The following is a 15,696-nucleotide window of genomic DNA, read 5'->3' as shown; positions in this document are numbered from 1 at the left end:
TATCCATGTTAAAACGATTCATAATACTTTTATTATTGGTTCCGGCGGTTGGTTTGCAACTTAAGGCGCAGACAAATACATCTCCTTATTCTATTATCGGAATTGGTGATATGGAGTCCAAGGATTATGGAAAATTCTTTGGAATGGCGAGTACTTCAATAGGCATGCAGAGCGGCTCTTATGTCAATTTAAGCAACCCTGCCTCCTTAACTTCTCTGGATCCCAATATGTTCAATCTTGATTTCAACGTAAGATTCAGGTCAAGCCAATACAAATATCCGGGTGCCGATACATTTACCTCTTCCTATTCCGATGCACAATTTGAACGTTTTTCGTTAACCTTCAGACCAGGTAAAACATGGGGCGTATCTTTTGGCCTTAAACCTTTTAGTTCCTCCAATTACAATATGTCCGAATTACTGAATTTTGGTAATGGAAGCAATTCAAATATTTTGAGAACAGTAAACGGAAGTGGTGGTATTAATCAGGTTTATCTTGCCAACGCATTTAAGATTAATAAGAATTTCTCTTTAGGCCTGACATCTTCCTTCTTATTTGGAACGCTTAAAAGATCCACTTCTTATATTTATCCTCAAATCGATGTTAATATTCAGAGAAATGAATATCAGATTTTAAAAGGCTTTCAATTTCAGGGTGGATTACAATATACCGGAAAGATTACAAACGGTCTCAGACAAACAATTGGTTTAACGATAAGCAATCCGCTGACACTTAAAGGCAGATACGAAATGCAATACCTGAACATTGACAGCGCGCTCAACCCTACTATCAAAGACAATCAAAGCTTCAAGATTCCGTTACAATTCGGAGCAGGCTATTCATTGGTAATAAAGGATGTTTTTACCATAGCTGCCGATTATCGTTATTCCGATTGGAGCGGCGCAACACTAAACTATCCTAATGCATATACAACGCCGACAAAAAGATATTCTTTCGGCCTTCAATATGCTCCTATGAAAAATATCGGCGGACAAATGCGTGAGAAATTTTTCATTCAGGGTGGCGTAGCTTATGCAGAAGGTTATGCTGTTGTTGACAATAAACAGCTAAACGATATGTCTGCTACTGTGGGATTGGGAGGCAATATTAACAGGTTGATAAATGCATACGTTGGTGTTGAATTCGGCTCACGTGGTAAAACCGCAGATAAGCAGATTCAGGAACAATACACACAGGTTTCTTTGGGTATTACACTGAAAGAATTCTGGTTGAATACAAGAAAGCTAAAGAAATATAATTAAGCAATCTATTTTATCAAAGTAAAAAGGAAAACGAATGACGTGAAGTCATTCGTTTTCCTTTTTACAATACTTTTCAGTCAGTTTTACTCCCAATCCCCATTAATCTTCAGCACTTTTTCAATTACATCTCTGGCACAACCGTAACCACCGTTTAACGGCGAAATATATTGTGAGACGGCTTTAACTTCGGCAACCGCATCGGCAGGACAAGTTCTTAGTCCGCAAAGCATCATCGCTTTGACATCCGGCATATCATCCCCCATGTAAAGCAATGCTGCAGATGGATAATTCCCTTTTTCAATAAGGGAATTTAATAAAGTTATTTTGTCGTCGACTGCTATATATACATCTTCAACACCCAATTTATTAAGGCGCTGCTTTACAGCATTTGTTTTACCTCCCGAAATAATCCAGACCTTGTAACCCTTCTTCACCGCAAGTTGTAATGCATAACCGTCTTTAATATTCATTCTGCGCAGTAATTCTCCATCCTCCTGCACATGTAGCATACCGTCAGTTAATACACCGTCGATATCGAATACAAAAACTTTAACCGGTTCAAATAATTCAAGAATATTCATACAGGATCGGATCTATTTTTTAATTGTTTGCTGAATGGAAGTACTTATATCTTTATAAATCTGTTGCCAGGCCTCATGTTCTCTCAGTAAAGCAAGGTGTTTTTGCATGGTTACTTCGTCTTTACGAATTGCAGGACCCGTCTGGCTTTCAGAAGGAGAAACTTTTTGAATCTGAGAAAAAGTCTGCTCAATAATCGGTTTCAATATATCAAAAGGCAATTGATGCTCACCGCTCAGTTTTTCAGCTATTGCCAACAAATGGTTTGTAAAGTTGTTTACCAGTACGGCATTCAGATGCAATAATTGTCTTTGCTCAAAACTGGTTGTCAATACCCTGTCCGATATGGCATTAGCCAATATTTCTGCACCTTGCAAAGCTTCATCTGAATTGGCTTCGACTATTAACGGAATGTGATTGGAAGCCGGAAGGTTATTTTTTCTGATCGAATATAAAGTCCAGATTACAGCAGTTTTCCGGGAAATATCTGCAATGATATCTAATGCTACAGCTCCGGCACAATGTATTACCAATTTATTTTCAAAGCGTAATTTTTCATTCAATGCCTTCAATGCATCATCTTTTACTGCCAGGATATATGCATCTGCATCCTGTGTTATTGCTCCTAAATCGTCTGTGTAATGTTTAATATTGTTTGCCTCTGCAAGAAGCTTTGCATTTTCAGGATTGGGGCTGAAAATCTGAATGATTTCATGACCATTTTCTTGCAACCTCGGCGTGAAAAAATGAGCGATATTTCCTGAACCGATTATAACTATACGCATGCATTCAGGATTAAGCATTTTGAATAATGTATTGTTTCATCAAATCATGAACCTTGTCTTTCAGCTCATTACGATCGCTCATAGACAATCCTTTGGTGGGAACAGGCTCCAGAAAATGATACCTGATTACTTTTGGCCTTGCCCATAATTTAGGTTTATTAGGCAATATATCCTTCGTACCAAAAATAACAGCAGGAATAATCGCTTTTTGAGCACGTATAGCAGTTATAAATGCACCATCAAAAAAAGGTTGCAATGGTTCAGAAGTTTTATTCCTTGTTCCTTCAGGATATAAACAAAGATGTAAACCCTGTTTCAATGTTTGCTGCATTTTTGTAAAACTCTCTTTTCTGCTGCTTTCCGATTCCCTGTCAACCAAAATAGAACCTGCCGTATATATTACACCGAAAACAGGTGTTTTTGCCATTTCAATTTTTGCCAGCGTTTTGTTGGGGCCCGGTATCCACGGCGTAGAAACCGGAATGTCAACCAATGAATTATGGTTAACCACCACCACATAATTTTCACCCTTCTTAAAATGCTTTTTCCCTTTTCTTACAACCGGGCAGCCAACCAGCGGTAAAAAAACACTCATCCATATTCTATAGGTCGGATGAATGATTTTAGCTCTTCGTGGTTCATCAAACAATAAAGCAATACTTGCGGGAATAATCACTACAAGCATAGTAAGCATAAATATAACCAGTGCACAAAAAAAATAAATATGCCCTGCAATCCTCTTGAATATGTTCATTTATAGCAAATAAGGGCCAAAGGTAACAAGCAAAAGCCAAACATGTTACCGCTCTTAAACAAAATAGACAAGCAGCCGGAGAAGCCGGAAACATTATGATGTCACATTTTAAACATAAGTTTCACTTTTACAAACTAATTTATTAAATTTCGTGTCTTAATCCTATTAGGATGAGTATGTTATTGTAAGTAATTCTATCAGACCATATTGAGTATATCCAGCTGTTTATTTTTTACCAAATTACCCGGCGAGGTTCGCCAAAACAAACAAAGTATGAAAAACAATCTTTACAAGTTTCTCCTACCATTCGGAATTGTTTCTCTCTGTGCATTACAACAGATGTATGCACAATCACCGGGAGGCGTAACAGGCAACAACACTATCTGGCTCAAAGCGAATACAGGTATTACGCTCAGTCCGACTAATACGGTTACGACATGGGCAGAGCAAAGCGGTGCAGGCATTACAGGTGACTTTTCAACACAAGGACCAGCTATAAATAAAGCTAATCATCAGCCTCCGGGTTTTCTTGCCAATGGATTAAATTTCAATCCTTATATCCTGTTTAACAGCACGGCCGTTCAAAACTCTATTTCAAGCGGAAATGCCTTTGCGGGCACACAAATCCTTGACGGTACGTTTTGTACCATGTTTCAGGTTATAAGGTTACATACCATGACATCTACAGGTGTATGGTGCAAATGGGAATGGCCTAACCCGAACCAATATTCTGGTCCGCGTCTCGGAAACGAATGGAACCCAAGCAATCCCGGACAGATAAGATTTGATTTCAGGACAAATACACCGACAACTGCAAGTTTTTATGGAGGTACAAATGTTTTTGAAAAACATACACTTTCAACAATGGAAGCCACTGCCACACAAAAAACAATCAGATTTATCGGCTCTCCTGACGGCTCGATGGCGACTTCCGGTAACTTTGCGCCTGGTGCAACCGCAGCAAGAATTACATTAGGAGCAGAGCCTTACGGAGATGACTATCCCACCAAGGTAGATATCGCAGAATTTATTCTGTACAAAAGAGCATTGACCGCATTGGAAAGAAATCAGGTAGAATCTTATCTGGCTGTGAAATATGGTATGACCTTATTACAAACCGGAACTAATGGCAATGATTATACAAATGCTGTCGGCACGGTAATATGGAACCGCACTGCCAATGCACCTTATATCAACAATATCACCGGCGTAGGCCGTGATGATGCTTCCGGTCTAAATCAAAAACAATCTTTGTCCATAAACCCCAGAGCTATGGTTACCATGTATCATGGTAATGTTCCCGGCGTATTTCCTGCATTAAATGCCGACAATACCAATGATTTTGCAACCGACCAGAGTTATGTGCTTTTTGGAGATAACCTTGCAGATACATTAGTTACACAATGCAGCCCTAACGGAAGATTTTCAAAGATGGCCAGAACATGGAAAGTACAGGTTTCAGGCACGCCTGGCGATGTTACTTTAGCCCTGAAAAAGGCAAATGTTCCACCTCAGATTACTTCTTTAATCGTTGCTTCCGATCCGAATTTCACAACAGGCCTGTCTTTCATCCCTATTCAGGATAACGGTACGGAATTATATGCTTCATACAGTTTCACTAATGGCCAATATTTTACTTTCGGTACACCTGAAATGGAATTGAACGGAGTTGTGACACCGGTTTTATGTTTTGCAAATACAGGCGGAGTTACCCTTAACCCTTCCGGAGGTGCCACCCCTGCAACTTACAGTTGGAATTCAAATCCTGTTCAGACTTCACAAAACCTGACAGGCGTAAACAACGGCACTTTTACTGTTACCGTTTCCCAGGCTAACGGATGTACTTTTTCCGAATCATTTACTATAACAGGAAACGCTACTCCGATATTTGTAAAAGTCAGAGATACTGCCAACACAATCTGTACCGCCAATAATGGTTTGATTGAAGTGTCGGGAGTGGGCGGTTCACCATCCTATTCTTTTAATATTGACGGAGGGCCTTATAGTTCCATAAACCGCTTTATAAACCTGACAGGCGGTTCACACATTGTCAGCATCAAAGACCAGAACGGATGTTTGAATGATACAACTGTAACGCTCAAAACTTTGGTCTATTCACTTAATACTGAAGTTGATACGGCAAGTGCCTGGTGCGATGCCGGAGGATTAGGCGGAGAAATGGAAATAATAGTAAACGGAGGCAACGAACCTTACGGATATTTCTGGCAAACCCCGCCGGATGGCAAAGGCCCTAAAATGACAAATCTGGCAAAAGGCACTTACACCGTTATTGTAACCGATGTTTACGGATGTACAGGAACAGCAACCGGCATTGTTAATGAAAACAGCTGCTGTTTTATAGGTATTCCAAATGCATTTTCACCAAACGCCGATGGTACAAACGATGAATTTAAATCAGTGGCAAACAGGCCAATCCCTAAATATGAAATGGCCATATTTGACCGTTGGGGCAAACGTCTTTTCTACACTACCAAATACGATGAAGGCTGGGACGGCACTTATCAAAACAATGGCACACCGGCAGATGTGGGCACTTATTTTTATAAAATAAATTACACTTGTGAAAGAGGAAATAAAAAAATGACTTATCACGGTGATTTGACACTCATCCGATAATCTTATAAATATTTTGGATAAAAAGGTTACTCTTAACGGGTAACCTTTTTATTTTGGATTCACGCCCTGAGAAGCTCAATCATAAACTTATGCTAAGAAACAACCGTATGCGTTCCGGATTCGTATATGCTGTATAATATTAAAAACAAAAATTCTATGAACACAATTCAGATTGCTCCGACATATCTCCTTTCAATGCCAGGTGGCTCTGAATGGCTGATTATTATCCTTGTAGTCGTTATATTATTTGGCGCAAAGAAAATCCCCGAATTGGCCAAAGGCCTGGGAAAAGGAATGCGCGACTTTAAAGAAGCAAAGGACGGCTTCCATAATGATATTGAAAACGGCATGAAACCCAAGCCCGAAATCGAACCAAAGAAATAATTAATATATACAGTTTATCAAAGCGGTAATCAGAAAAACACTGATTACCGCTTTCTGTTTTTAAGATTGGATAAGAATTGATTAAATAAAATGGCTGAAGCCAATCAGGACTTCAACCATTTCAGAATAAAAAACAACAAAAATTCTTAAGTTATAAATGGATCAACAATTGCCATTACCTGCTCCTTTGTCAAAGGTTCATCAAAGCTTTCACTTGCAGCATCAGATGAAACATCAGTACCGTTGATACCTGTTATCTGAATAGTTGCCTGTGTGGTGTTTTCTTCACCATCATAAACGGGCTGAACAGCTGTAGAAGCAATACCGCTTTGATTCCCGGTAATCCATGGCTTCACATCGCCCTGATTATTTGCTTTTCTCATTTGCCTGATATGGGAAGCATGCCTTGCTTCTACCGAATGAATATTCAACGCTGCCGTTAGTACAGCATTGTCACTCATCAGAAAACCGGCCTGACCTTTATAAGCCCGTACACCTGTATCTTCAAAGGCTTGAGCAACTGCAAGGAATGTAGCGTAATTGGTAAACACATCAGGAAACAATCCGCCTGCTGTAAAATCAAAAGTCGGAGAAGTCACGGCAACACCGCCTGCGCCCGCGATGGCAGTCTGAAGAAAAGTTACATGTTGTGATTCGTGCGTGGCAATAGTAGTAATTGCTCCCGTTGCAGCGCCCGCAGGTAACAAGCCCGGGCTTTCTTCAACAGCGGTTTTGTAGAATTTAGCTTCCAGATATTCCAGTGTTAATGCAAAATTTAATACTTCAATAATAGAATTCGTACTCTGCCCGTAAGATTTCTTAAATAAAGAGCCTAAAGCAAAAGGCAAAGCCGCAACAGCTACCTTTGAGCCAAAACTTTTTAACACATGGCGTCTTTGACTCGTTCTTTCAAAAACCTCCGGATCAATTTTTTCAATTTCGTTTAAAATATTTGAGAAATTCATGTTATTGAGTTTTAAGATGTTGGTAAATTTTTAGCTGAAATGGTATCTTTAATATAAGTACCGGCAATGCTTAACACTTCAGACGGGCTTTTGCTTTTTTCAAGGCCGTCACTTCCTATAACCGTATCGTCGGCAAAGCTGCCATTATTTAATAAATCTCTGATATAAGCTGCATGCCTGGCTTCTACCGATACAATTTTACCGGCAAGGACAAGATAGTTGCTGTCTGAAATAAGTTGCCCGGCCCCATTGTATGCAGACACTCCTAAATCTTCAAAAGCTTTCGCAGTTTCCAATACGCTGGTCCTGTTTGTAAAATCTATGCTTGAAAAATTGGGGGTTAAATAAGGAATAGCATGACTGCCCAACGCATTTTTGAAAAATTCACGGTGCGCCACTTCATGCATCCTGATATCGTTTAAAAGTTGCGATTCACTTGCACTCATACTGCTGTAAGGTGCTGCCAATACCTGCGTATAAAAAGCTGCTTCCAATTGCTCCAACGCATATGCATAGTTCAATATACCAATATCGCCCCCACCCAAATCAACAGGAGCATTACCGTTATCAGGAGTTTTATCCTTGTCGCAGGACGCTAATATTGTTGTGGAAACGATACCGATACCGGCCCATGTGAAGAAGTTTCTTCTTGATATGGTGGCTCTTTGAACGCCTTCATCTTCAAGAAAACTTTTCTCTTGTATCATAATAAATCGATTTAGAAATGAATAAAATGTTTTTCATTACTAACTACGATTAAAAGGAAAGGTCAGTTCCTATGGATATTGTAAATAAACCCTAATGATATCACAATAGAAAAGGAGAGCATAACTATGATTCAGACTTGCAAGGTTTCATCTAACCTGCTCTATGCCTATTTAAAGAGAAAATAGATAAGTGCAAAAGCCGCTACGGTCATTATCAGCAATGTTGTAAATCCGAGGAAGTTGGACAATTTGCTGTTGGTATGTTCCTTCATAATCTTTTTGTTATTGCCAATGTGCAGTATAACGGCAATCATTACAGGAGCCGTCAACCCATACGCAATAGCAGTAAATATAAGGGCTTTGATAGGGCTTACACCAAAGAAATCGAGTGAAAGGCCGACAATAAGAGAAATAATTATGGAAACATAAAAAGACTTAGCCTGCGTAAATTTTTTATCAAGGCCTGCTTCCCAGCCAAATGTTTCGGCAAGCATATAAGATTGCGAACCTGCAAGCACCGGGATTGCAAGCATGCCTGTACCCAGCACGCCTAAAGTAAAAATAAGATAAGTAAGCTTGCCTGCCAGTGGTTCCAATGCTTTGGCCGCCTGCTCAACGGTATCAATCTGCCTGATGCCATGAGTGAACAGCACGCTTCCGGTTGTAAGTATCATAAAGAACATGACCATATTTGACAAAAACATACCCACGTTTACATCGGTCTTCATATCGCTCAGCATACGCTTGTTTACATAAATACTTTTCTTGCCATGAGCAATATCTTCCGCCTCCATTGTTGTTTGCCAGAAGAAAAGATAAGGCGATATGGTTGTGCCGAGTATGGCTACGATTATAGAAAGGAATTCTTTGTTAAACTTCAATGTAGGAATGAACGTTCTTTTAAATATTTCCGCCCAGTCCTGATGCATCATAAAAGGGACAATGAGATACAAAAATAATGACAGGCAAAGCCACTTCAGTATCATGGCTATTTTCTGGTAAGGGAATCTTATAATTATAAACATCAATACAGCCGTTACAATCACCGAGAAAACAGGGGCCGGAACTTTGGGTATCAGCATATGCGCCACTGCTCCCATCCCTTGAATATCGGCACCAATATTAAGTGTGATTGCAGGAAAGCTGAACAAAAGCATACTATACAATAAGAACCTGGAATAGTGTTGCTTGAGCGTAACCGTAAGCCCTTGTGAAGTTACCAGACCTATTCTTGCACACATTCCCTGAATGGAAGCCATTAACGGAAATGTCAGCAAAGCAGTCCACAGTGTTGCAAAACCGAATTGGGCGCCGGCCTGTCATCATCGCTTGCGCCTGTTATCAGACCGGGACCTAACAGCTTAAAGAATTTTTTCAATCCTTTATCTTTCTTTTTGTCTTTGGAATCTTCCATGATGTATAAAGCTTAGGAAACATATTATTCAATGGCCGGAAGTATTCAAATAAAATCCGGGCCCCATATATAACTGAAGCCCGGACCTGATATTGAATACTTTCTTTATTCTTTACCGGCTTCTTCATTCACATAACCTTCTGCTATTTCAGTCAGTAAGCTGTCTGCCGTTTTTTCTTCGTCAAGCGTCTGTTGAAGCAATTTCTGTGCTGTGGACAATCCAAGCGTACCTGCAAGCGTTCTTAAAGTACCATAAGTTGCAATTTCATAATGTTCCACTTTCTGGGCGGCGGCTATTAAAGCTACATCACGCACTTCTGTGCCTGCTTCCGTTTCTTCAATCAGTTCTTCCGCTTCTTTAATCAGCCCTGCCATAGCCTCGCACTTTTTAGAAGTAACTTTTTTGCCTAATGACTCAAATACTTGCGCCAGTCTTTCTACATGTCCTTCAGTCTGAGCCATGTGATCGCTAAAGGCAGTGCTGAGTTCATCGGATGTAGATGCTTTTGACATTTTCTTAAGCGCTTTAAGCAATTGCTTTTCCGCCCAGTTGATGTCTTTAAGAGAATCGACAAATAGTTCCATCAATGCTCCTTCTTCCTGTGGCGTTCTTTTTGTGGATTGGGATTTAGCGGGTGCTTGTTTTTTTGCTGCTGCTGTTTTCTGTGGCATAATATGCTTTTTGAGGTTCAAAATGTTTTTTGTTGTTATATCAACTCGTTACATTCATTTAAGTTCATTAACCGCGCTGCTTTGAAATCGATTTAACAAACAGTTGCCTTGCATACCATAAGGGTTGTTTTTTAATAACGCTTATCTGCCCGTTACGTTCCATATAAACGATCTCAATTTTGGATAAGTCATCCGTCAGGGCACATTCCCGCACACCCTGCAACACATCCTCTATACAAACCAAAGCCATATCCAGGTTCTTTTGCAGAAAAGCGCCGTTCATATACAGCAATATCTTCTCTCCGTCCATTACCTTGCTTGCCTTTGTGTTGTGTACTTTTAGCCATGCAAGTAAACGGTGCAGCAATACAATAAGCAAACAAGTGAATACAACGGGAATAAATGCCGAAGCGCCTACAATGGCACGGCTGAGCACCGCTCCGAGCGTTATGATGATAATATTGTCAAGAGGCGTCTTAATACCGAAGGAGCGTCTTCCTGAAATACGTATCAGCAGGAATGCAATAAAGAAAACTACAATTCCCCGGCAACCCATCTGCCAGAAGGTAAGGTCTTTGCCTTCACCGAATATAAGCACGAGTATATCCATGTTGATTGATTGATAGCGGTTTTATAACACATAATCGCTGTAATCGGTTCAGGGGAAGCAAAAATTTCTATGCGTTAAACCAACATTGCAGGAAGTATATTAATTAAAAAAGTATTGCAATGCAGAACAAAGAAACAGAAGCAATCATTGCCGGATGTGCCGCCATAATAGCCGCGCGTAACCTGAACATTGCATTTGTGGAGATCGCGACAGCCGGCAGCCTCGCATTTACTTTTTAGCAGGGCAGTACATTTGGGCGAAATACTAAGCTGAATTTGAATAATGGATTAATAGAAGTTACCGGCAGGGAATTATTGGGTATACGAACGGTAAGCAGGTTCAAAAACAATCTTTTGCTACTTACCGCGAAAAGGCAGCTTAATTATCAGAAGTGCTTTTGCCGGATTACAGCAATAACAAAGGCGTATCGCTGAGATACGCCTTTGTTATTTACTTAACCTTTGAACCTAAAAATAAACAACAACCAAATATACTCAGTAACAAACAGATCCGGGCTTCGTTTTAGTTCAACATGACAAATAAGAAGACAGAACGGGAAATTTCAGGACTTACCCGAAATTTCTCTTACGAAAGCATGGCGGAACCGATTGAAAGTGTGGCGGAACCACTTGGAAGCACGGAGGAACCACTTGGAAGAGTGGCTAAACCGATCGGGAGAGCGGATATACCACTTGGAAGCATGGCGAAACCACTTGGAAGAGCGGATATATCGGTTAGAAGAGTGGCTAAACCGATCGGGAGCGTAGCGGAACCGGTTGGAAGCGTGGCGAAAGCAGTTGGAAGCATGGCGGAACCACTTGGAAGCATGGCGAAACCAATTGGAAGAGCGGGAAAACCACTTGGAAGAGAGGGAAAACCACTTGGAAGAGAGGGAAAACCACTTGGAAGAGCGGGCAAACCACCTGGAAGAGCAGGCAAACTACTTGGAAGAGCGGATATAGCAGCTGAAAGCATCATGTCTGACAAACAAATTATTATACTTTAAACATATAAAAATGTAAATATAATAAGAGGATTGAGAAAACTTCATAACAGCTGTATTTAAATAAATAAAAAAAAACAATGTTTAGTGCACTCATAAATCAGATCGTTTTTATCATCTTCATAACATTAGCAAAATGTTAACAATTCCATAATAATGTAGCGTATTTGCCAATAATTCATAAAAAACATACACAGTTATAATTATACTTATACTTACAACATCGCTGCCGATTCTACACAGAAAGCCTGTTGTATAGCCAGTAACACAGCGCCGGTACTTACTAAAACTTCAGATACGATTTGCGGTGCAGGTACTTACAACCTGAACAGTATCGTTTCAGGTACGGCTCTTGCATATAATGCGTTAACATGGTTTACAGATAACCTGCATACCAATCTATATGCAACTCCGGCTACCGCTGCAACCGGTACATATTATGCATTCTACAAAGACACAATCAATAACTGCTTCAGCCCTGCAAGTGCGGCATTCACACTGGTTTCAAAACCATTGCCTGTCGGTTCAGCTTCGCCGCAAACTATCTGCAGTGGAAATGTTACAGGTGTTTCGTTAAATTCTACTATCACGGGCAGCACTTATACCTGGACTGCGGCCTTACAATCCGGCTCTGTAACAGGATTCAGCAACTGTACTTCAGGTTGCGGCAACAGTATAGCGCAAACCTTAACCGGTGCGGGCGTAGTGAGATATACCGTAACACCAGTAGCAGCCGGTTGTGCAGGCAATGCCTTTACAGTTGATGTTACGGTTTCAGCAATACCAACAGCGACCATTGTTTACAGTGGCTCACCATACTTATCAGGTTCCGGAACAGCCAATGTCACGCAAACAGGCCAGACAGGCGGTACTTATTCCGCCACGCCTTCCGGACTGAGCCTGAATACTGCTAACGGACAAATAAACATCAACAGCAGCTTTGCCAATACCTATACGGTGAAGTATGTGTTCAGTAATGGTACCTGTACAGATTCTACCACTGCTACATTGACTATTACACCGACGAATGATACGACAACGACAACACCAACCTGTCCGACTTGTCCGGTAACGGTATGTGCTGTTGTGGATGATGTAGATACTACAGGCGGCGCTGCATACAGCACACCATGCGGAACACCTGCTGGTTATACTGCAAGCGCGGTGAGTGCAGGTGGTTGCATCACTTACACACCAACCGGAACCGTGACAGATACGGCTCAGGCTTGCATCGTCACCTGCAATAACGGAAGGTGTGACACGACAAGGGTTATCCTTTATCCTCCGGTACCGACTAATGATACGGTAATAACAACGCCAAGCTGTCCGACCTGTCCTGTGGTTGTATGCCCTGTGTTTGATGATGTAAGTTCAACTGCGGTAACAAGTGTAACCACATGCGGAACACCTGCAGAATATACGCTTACAGGACCTGATGTTAATCATTGCTATACTTATACGCCAAACGGAACAGCCACAGATACTGTGGAAGGTTGCATAATAGTCTGCGACGGTAACAGGTGTGATACTACAAGAGTTATCATTTACCCGCCACAGCAAACCATAAACCATGACTGGAATGTAGCCTTTACCAATATGCCGGTAAACGGAAACGTAGCAACGAACGACCAGGTATATACCAATACTTCTTATGGCAACATACAGGCAAACAGCAATAACCCCACCGCGCAAACACCTGTCCTGAACAGTAATGGTACTTATACCTTTACCGCATCGCAACCGGGTAATTATGAATTTACCATCAGTGTTTGTGCACCCGGCCAAACCACAGGATGCCCGACTCAGTTGCTGCAGATAAATGTAAGGGATTCCGCAACGAATGCCAATGCGATGCCGATAGCTAACCTTGATATGGTAACAACAACCTACCAGACACCCGTTAGCCTTCCTACGCTGGATAATGATGCATCCGGCAATTACGGAGGCTCGCTGAATCCGGCAAGCGTTACCATCACAAATATGCCCAACCACGGTACGATTGATTCGATAGGGGTTAACGGGGATATTTATTATCACCCCGCCACCGGTTTTACGGGAACAGATACATTGGTTTACAGTGTCTGCGACCAGCTATTATCCTCGAACTGCGATACGGCTTACCAGATCATAAAAGTATTGCCTCCTGGCGCTGCCAATACAACAGCAGCATCCGATGACTATGCATATACATTGGCTAATTCGCCTGTAAGTGGTAATGCAAAGGACAATGACCATGATCCGGAGGGTAACACGCTTACGGTAACGCCAGCAACGGTAACAAACGCGAACGGTAGTTTCACTATAAACGACCAGGGCAATTATACATTTACGCCTGCTGTCAATTTTGTTGGCTCTGCGCAATACAGTTATCAGGTATGTGACAATGGCACACCGGTGGCCTGTGCAGTTGCAACGGTTTATGTACTGGTATATCCTGCCAATACAACTCCGCTGCCGGTTAAAGTAATAGACTTTAACGGCAAAGCGCTGAACAATCACAGCAACCTGCTGACATGGAAAGTAACGGATGTTAAGGCTATGGACAGCTATGAAATCCTACGCAGCACCGACCAGAAGGCCTGGACATCTTTAGGCAGCCTTACGGCTGAAAACAGGGATGGCGTTCAGTCTATGCAGCTGATGGACAACAACCCGGATATGGAGAACTTCTATAAACTGGTATTGCACGGTCAAAACGGGGCGAGCGAAGTTTATCCGAAGATTGTGCATATCCGCAGGAGCAGCACAAGTAGTGAGTGGGCAAAACTTTATCCGAATCCTGCCGAAACAATTGTGAACCTGGAATACTACAGCCTCGATCGTGACGGGACAATACAGGTTGATCTTATGGATGTAACAGGCCGCAGGATAAGTTCCGTGAAGCACCTGCTTTCAGAAGGCAGCAATGTCATAAGCATCAACATCAGCGGTATTGCCGACGGTGTATATAACATCAGGTATACCAACACCGGAAACGGACGTCAGGAAAACCTGAAGTTTATAAAGAAAACAAAATAGTATAAAGTTTAAAAAGTAAAGCCGCCCAAATGGGCGGCTTTACTTTTTAAATAAGTTTATTAACGGATAGGGTTGCACCCTGTTTATAGTAGATAGGGTTGTACCCTATCCTGTTCTCTGCCGTCCTTTCAGGACTTGTAAATATAACACGGCTACCGTTTTTTGAAAGCTCTGAAAGGGCGAAACATAATAGCGATGTGGTGCAACCCATTGCTAAGGGCATCCAATTATCAACAGGATAGGGTTGTACCCTATCCTGTTCTCTGTCGTCCTTTCAGGACTTGTAAATATAACACAACTACCGTTTTTTGAAAGCCCTGAAAGGGCGAAACATAATAGCGATGTGGTGCAACCCATCGCTAAGAGTGTCCAATTATCAACAGATAGGGTTGTATCCTATCCTGTTCTCTGTCGTCCTTTCAGGACTCGACTTTAGCGATTTTTTAAATCTCTGTGCGAACATAACCCGCTCCATTCAGTTATATAAACCGGAGCCCGTAGATGACAGCAAAATCATAGCGGGTTTGTAAAACTATTTTTAAAATAAAAACGAAAAAGATGAAAGGGTATCATGAATATAAAGAAGTCATAACATTATGTCTCCGCTGCGCAGCTATCTGCAGCCATTGTGCTGCTTCCTGCACAAAAGAATCTGATGTTACAATGATGGCAAATTGCATTCAGCTGGATATGGAATGTGAAACGCTTTGCGCCGCCACAGCCAAATTATTAAGTCTTGGAAGCAGTTATGGCTTAAAGCTTGCAGCTATTTGTGCTGACGCCTGTGAAGCCTGCGCAAGGGAATGCAGCCAACATGAAAATAAACATTGTCAGGAATGCGCTGCTATATGTTCGGAATGCGCAGATGCCTGCAGAAGCATACAAAACTAATAGCGGGCGGTTTAA

At 41.4% G+C, this 15,696-nt stretch carries 15 protein-coding genes; 6 read left to right on the top strand and 9 right to left on the bottom strand.

What is annotated here, in order from left to right; translation table 11 throughout:
• The first annotated feature begins 5 nt into the window (after positions 1 to 5).
• Complete coding sequence (locus F0919_RS16145; RefSeq protein ID WP_150033826.1) at positions 6 to 1,262, top strand: hypothetical protein; 1,257 nt, start codon at positions 6 to 8, stop codon at positions 1,260 to 1,262.
• An 83-nt stretch (positions 1,263 to 1,345) separates the two neighbouring features.
• Here the strand turns inward: F0919_RS16145 and F0919_RS16140 are convergent, their stop codons facing one another.
• The 3 genes from F0919_RS16140 to F0919_RS16130 are packed head-to-tail and all read right to left on the bottom strand — an operon-like array spanning position 1,346 to position 3,380.
• Positions 1,346 to 1,843 carry a KdsC family phosphatase gene (locus F0919_RS16140; protein WP_150033825.1) on the bottom strand — a complete coding sequence of 166 codons (498 nt, stop codon included), beginning with the start codon at positions 1,841 to 1,843 and terminating at the stop codon, positions 1,346 to 1,348.
• Between the two features lie 12 nt (positions 1,844 to 1,855).
• Positions 1,856 to 2,626, bottom strand: coding sequence for a Rossmann-like and DUF2520 domain-containing protein (locus F0919_RS16135; RefSeq protein ID WP_190277414.1), 771 nt, complete (start codon positions 2,624 to 2,626; stop codon positions 1,856 to 1,858).
• A gap of 10 nt (positions 2,627 to 2,636) precedes the next feature.
• Positions 2,637 to 3,380 carry a lysophospholipid acyltransferase family protein gene (locus tag F0919_RS16130; protein WP_150033823.1) on the bottom strand — a complete coding sequence of 248 codons (744 nt, stop codon included), beginning with the start codon at positions 3,378 to 3,380 and terminating at the stop codon, positions 2,637 to 2,639.
• Positions 3,381 to 3,653: 273 nt separating this feature from the next.
• Here F0919_RS16130 and F0919_RS16125 point away from each other — a divergent pair, with 273 nt between their 5' ends.
• Positions 3,654 to 6,017, top strand: coding sequence for a T9SS type B sorting domain-containing protein (locus F0919_RS16125; protein WP_150033822.1), 2,364 nt, complete (start codon positions 3,654 to 3,656; stop codon positions 6,015 to 6,017).
• A gap of 156 nt (positions 6,018 to 6,173) precedes the next feature.
• Positions 6,174 to 6,401, top strand: a complete 228-nt coding sequence (gene tatA / locus F0919_RS16120) for a twin-arginine translocase TatA/TatE family subunit (RefSeq protein ID WP_150033821.1) — start codon at positions 6,174 to 6,176, stop codon at positions 6,399 to 6,401.
• A 146-nt stretch (positions 6,402 to 6,547) separates the two neighbouring features.
• Here the strand turns inward: tatA and F0919_RS16115 are convergent, their stop codons facing one another.
• The 6 genes from F0919_RS16115 to F0919_RS16095 form a co-directional block, all read right to left on the bottom strand.
• Entirely contained in the window at positions 6,548 to 7,366 is an 819-nt protein-coding gene (locus F0919_RS16115; protein ID WP_150033820.1) for a ferritin-like domain-containing protein, read from the bottom strand.
• 11 nt (positions 7,367 to 7,377) lie between these two features.
• Complete coding sequence (locus F0919_RS16110; RefSeq protein WP_150033819.1) at positions 7,378 to 8,073, bottom strand: ferritin-like domain-containing protein; 696 nt, start codon at positions 8,071 to 8,073, stop codon at positions 7,378 to 7,380.
• Positions 8,074 to 8,240: 167 nt separating this feature from the next.
• Positions 8,241 to 9,332 carry an NRAMP family divalent metal transporter gene (locus tag F0919_RS16105; protein ID WP_235903532.1) on the bottom strand — a complete coding sequence of 364 codons (1,092 nt, stop codon included), beginning with the start codon at positions 9,330 to 9,332 and terminating at the stop codon, positions 8,241 to 8,243.
• 11 nt (positions 9,333 to 9,343) lie between these two features.
• Positions 9,344 to 9,487 carry a hypothetical protein gene (locus F0919_RS18685; protein WP_235903531.1) on the bottom strand — a complete coding sequence of 48 codons (144 nt, stop codon included), beginning with the start codon at positions 9,485 to 9,487 and terminating at the stop codon, positions 9,344 to 9,346.
• A 105-nt stretch (positions 9,488 to 9,592) separates the two neighbouring features.
• A complete protein-coding gene (locus F0919_RS16100) occupies positions 9,593 to 10,159 on the bottom strand; it encodes a YciE/YciF ferroxidase family protein (protein ID WP_150033818.1) in 567 nt (188 codons plus the stop codon).
• Positions 10,160 to 10,226: 67 nt separating this feature from the next.
• Complete coding sequence (locus F0919_RS16095; RefSeq protein ID WP_150033817.1) at positions 10,227 to 10,769, bottom strand: DUF421 domain-containing protein; 543 nt, start codon at positions 10,767 to 10,769, stop codon at positions 10,227 to 10,229.
• A gap of 532 nt (positions 10,770 to 11,301) precedes the next feature.
• On the opposite strand from F0919_RS16095, the gene F0919_RS16090 reads away from it, so the two are divergent.
• The 3 genes from F0919_RS16090 to F0919_RS16080 all read left to right on the top strand — a co-directional run bounded on the left by F0919_RS16090 (position 11,302) and on the right by F0919_RS16080 (position 15,681).
• Positions 11,302 to 11,775 (top strand): hypothetical protein, encoded by a 474-nt coding sequence (locus F0919_RS16090; RefSeq protein ID WP_150033816.1) that lies wholly within the window; start codon positions 11,302 to 11,304, stop codon positions 11,773 to 11,775.
• A 510-nt stretch (positions 11,776 to 12,285) separates the two neighbouring features.
• Positions 12,286 to 14,790 (top strand): Ig-like domain-containing protein, encoded by a 2,505-nt coding sequence (locus F0919_RS16085; protein WP_150033815.1) that lies wholly within the window; start codon positions 12,286 to 12,288, stop codon positions 14,788 to 14,790.
• A 558-nt stretch (positions 14,791 to 15,348) separates the two neighbouring features.
• A complete protein-coding gene (locus tag F0919_RS16080; RefSeq protein ID WP_150033814.1) occupies positions 15,349 to 15,681 on the top strand; it encodes a four-helix bundle copper-binding protein in 333 nt (110 codons plus the stop codon).
• Positions 15,682 to 15,696: the final 15 nt, after the last annotated feature.

The organism is Taibaiella lutea (assembly GCF_008629695.1).
GTDB lineage: Bacteria > Bacteroidota > Bacteroidia > Chitinophagales > Chitinophagaceae > Taibaiella > Taibaiella lutea.
Note: the sequence above shows the minus strand (reverse complement) of the source record. Positions and strands in the feature narration are given on the sequence as shown.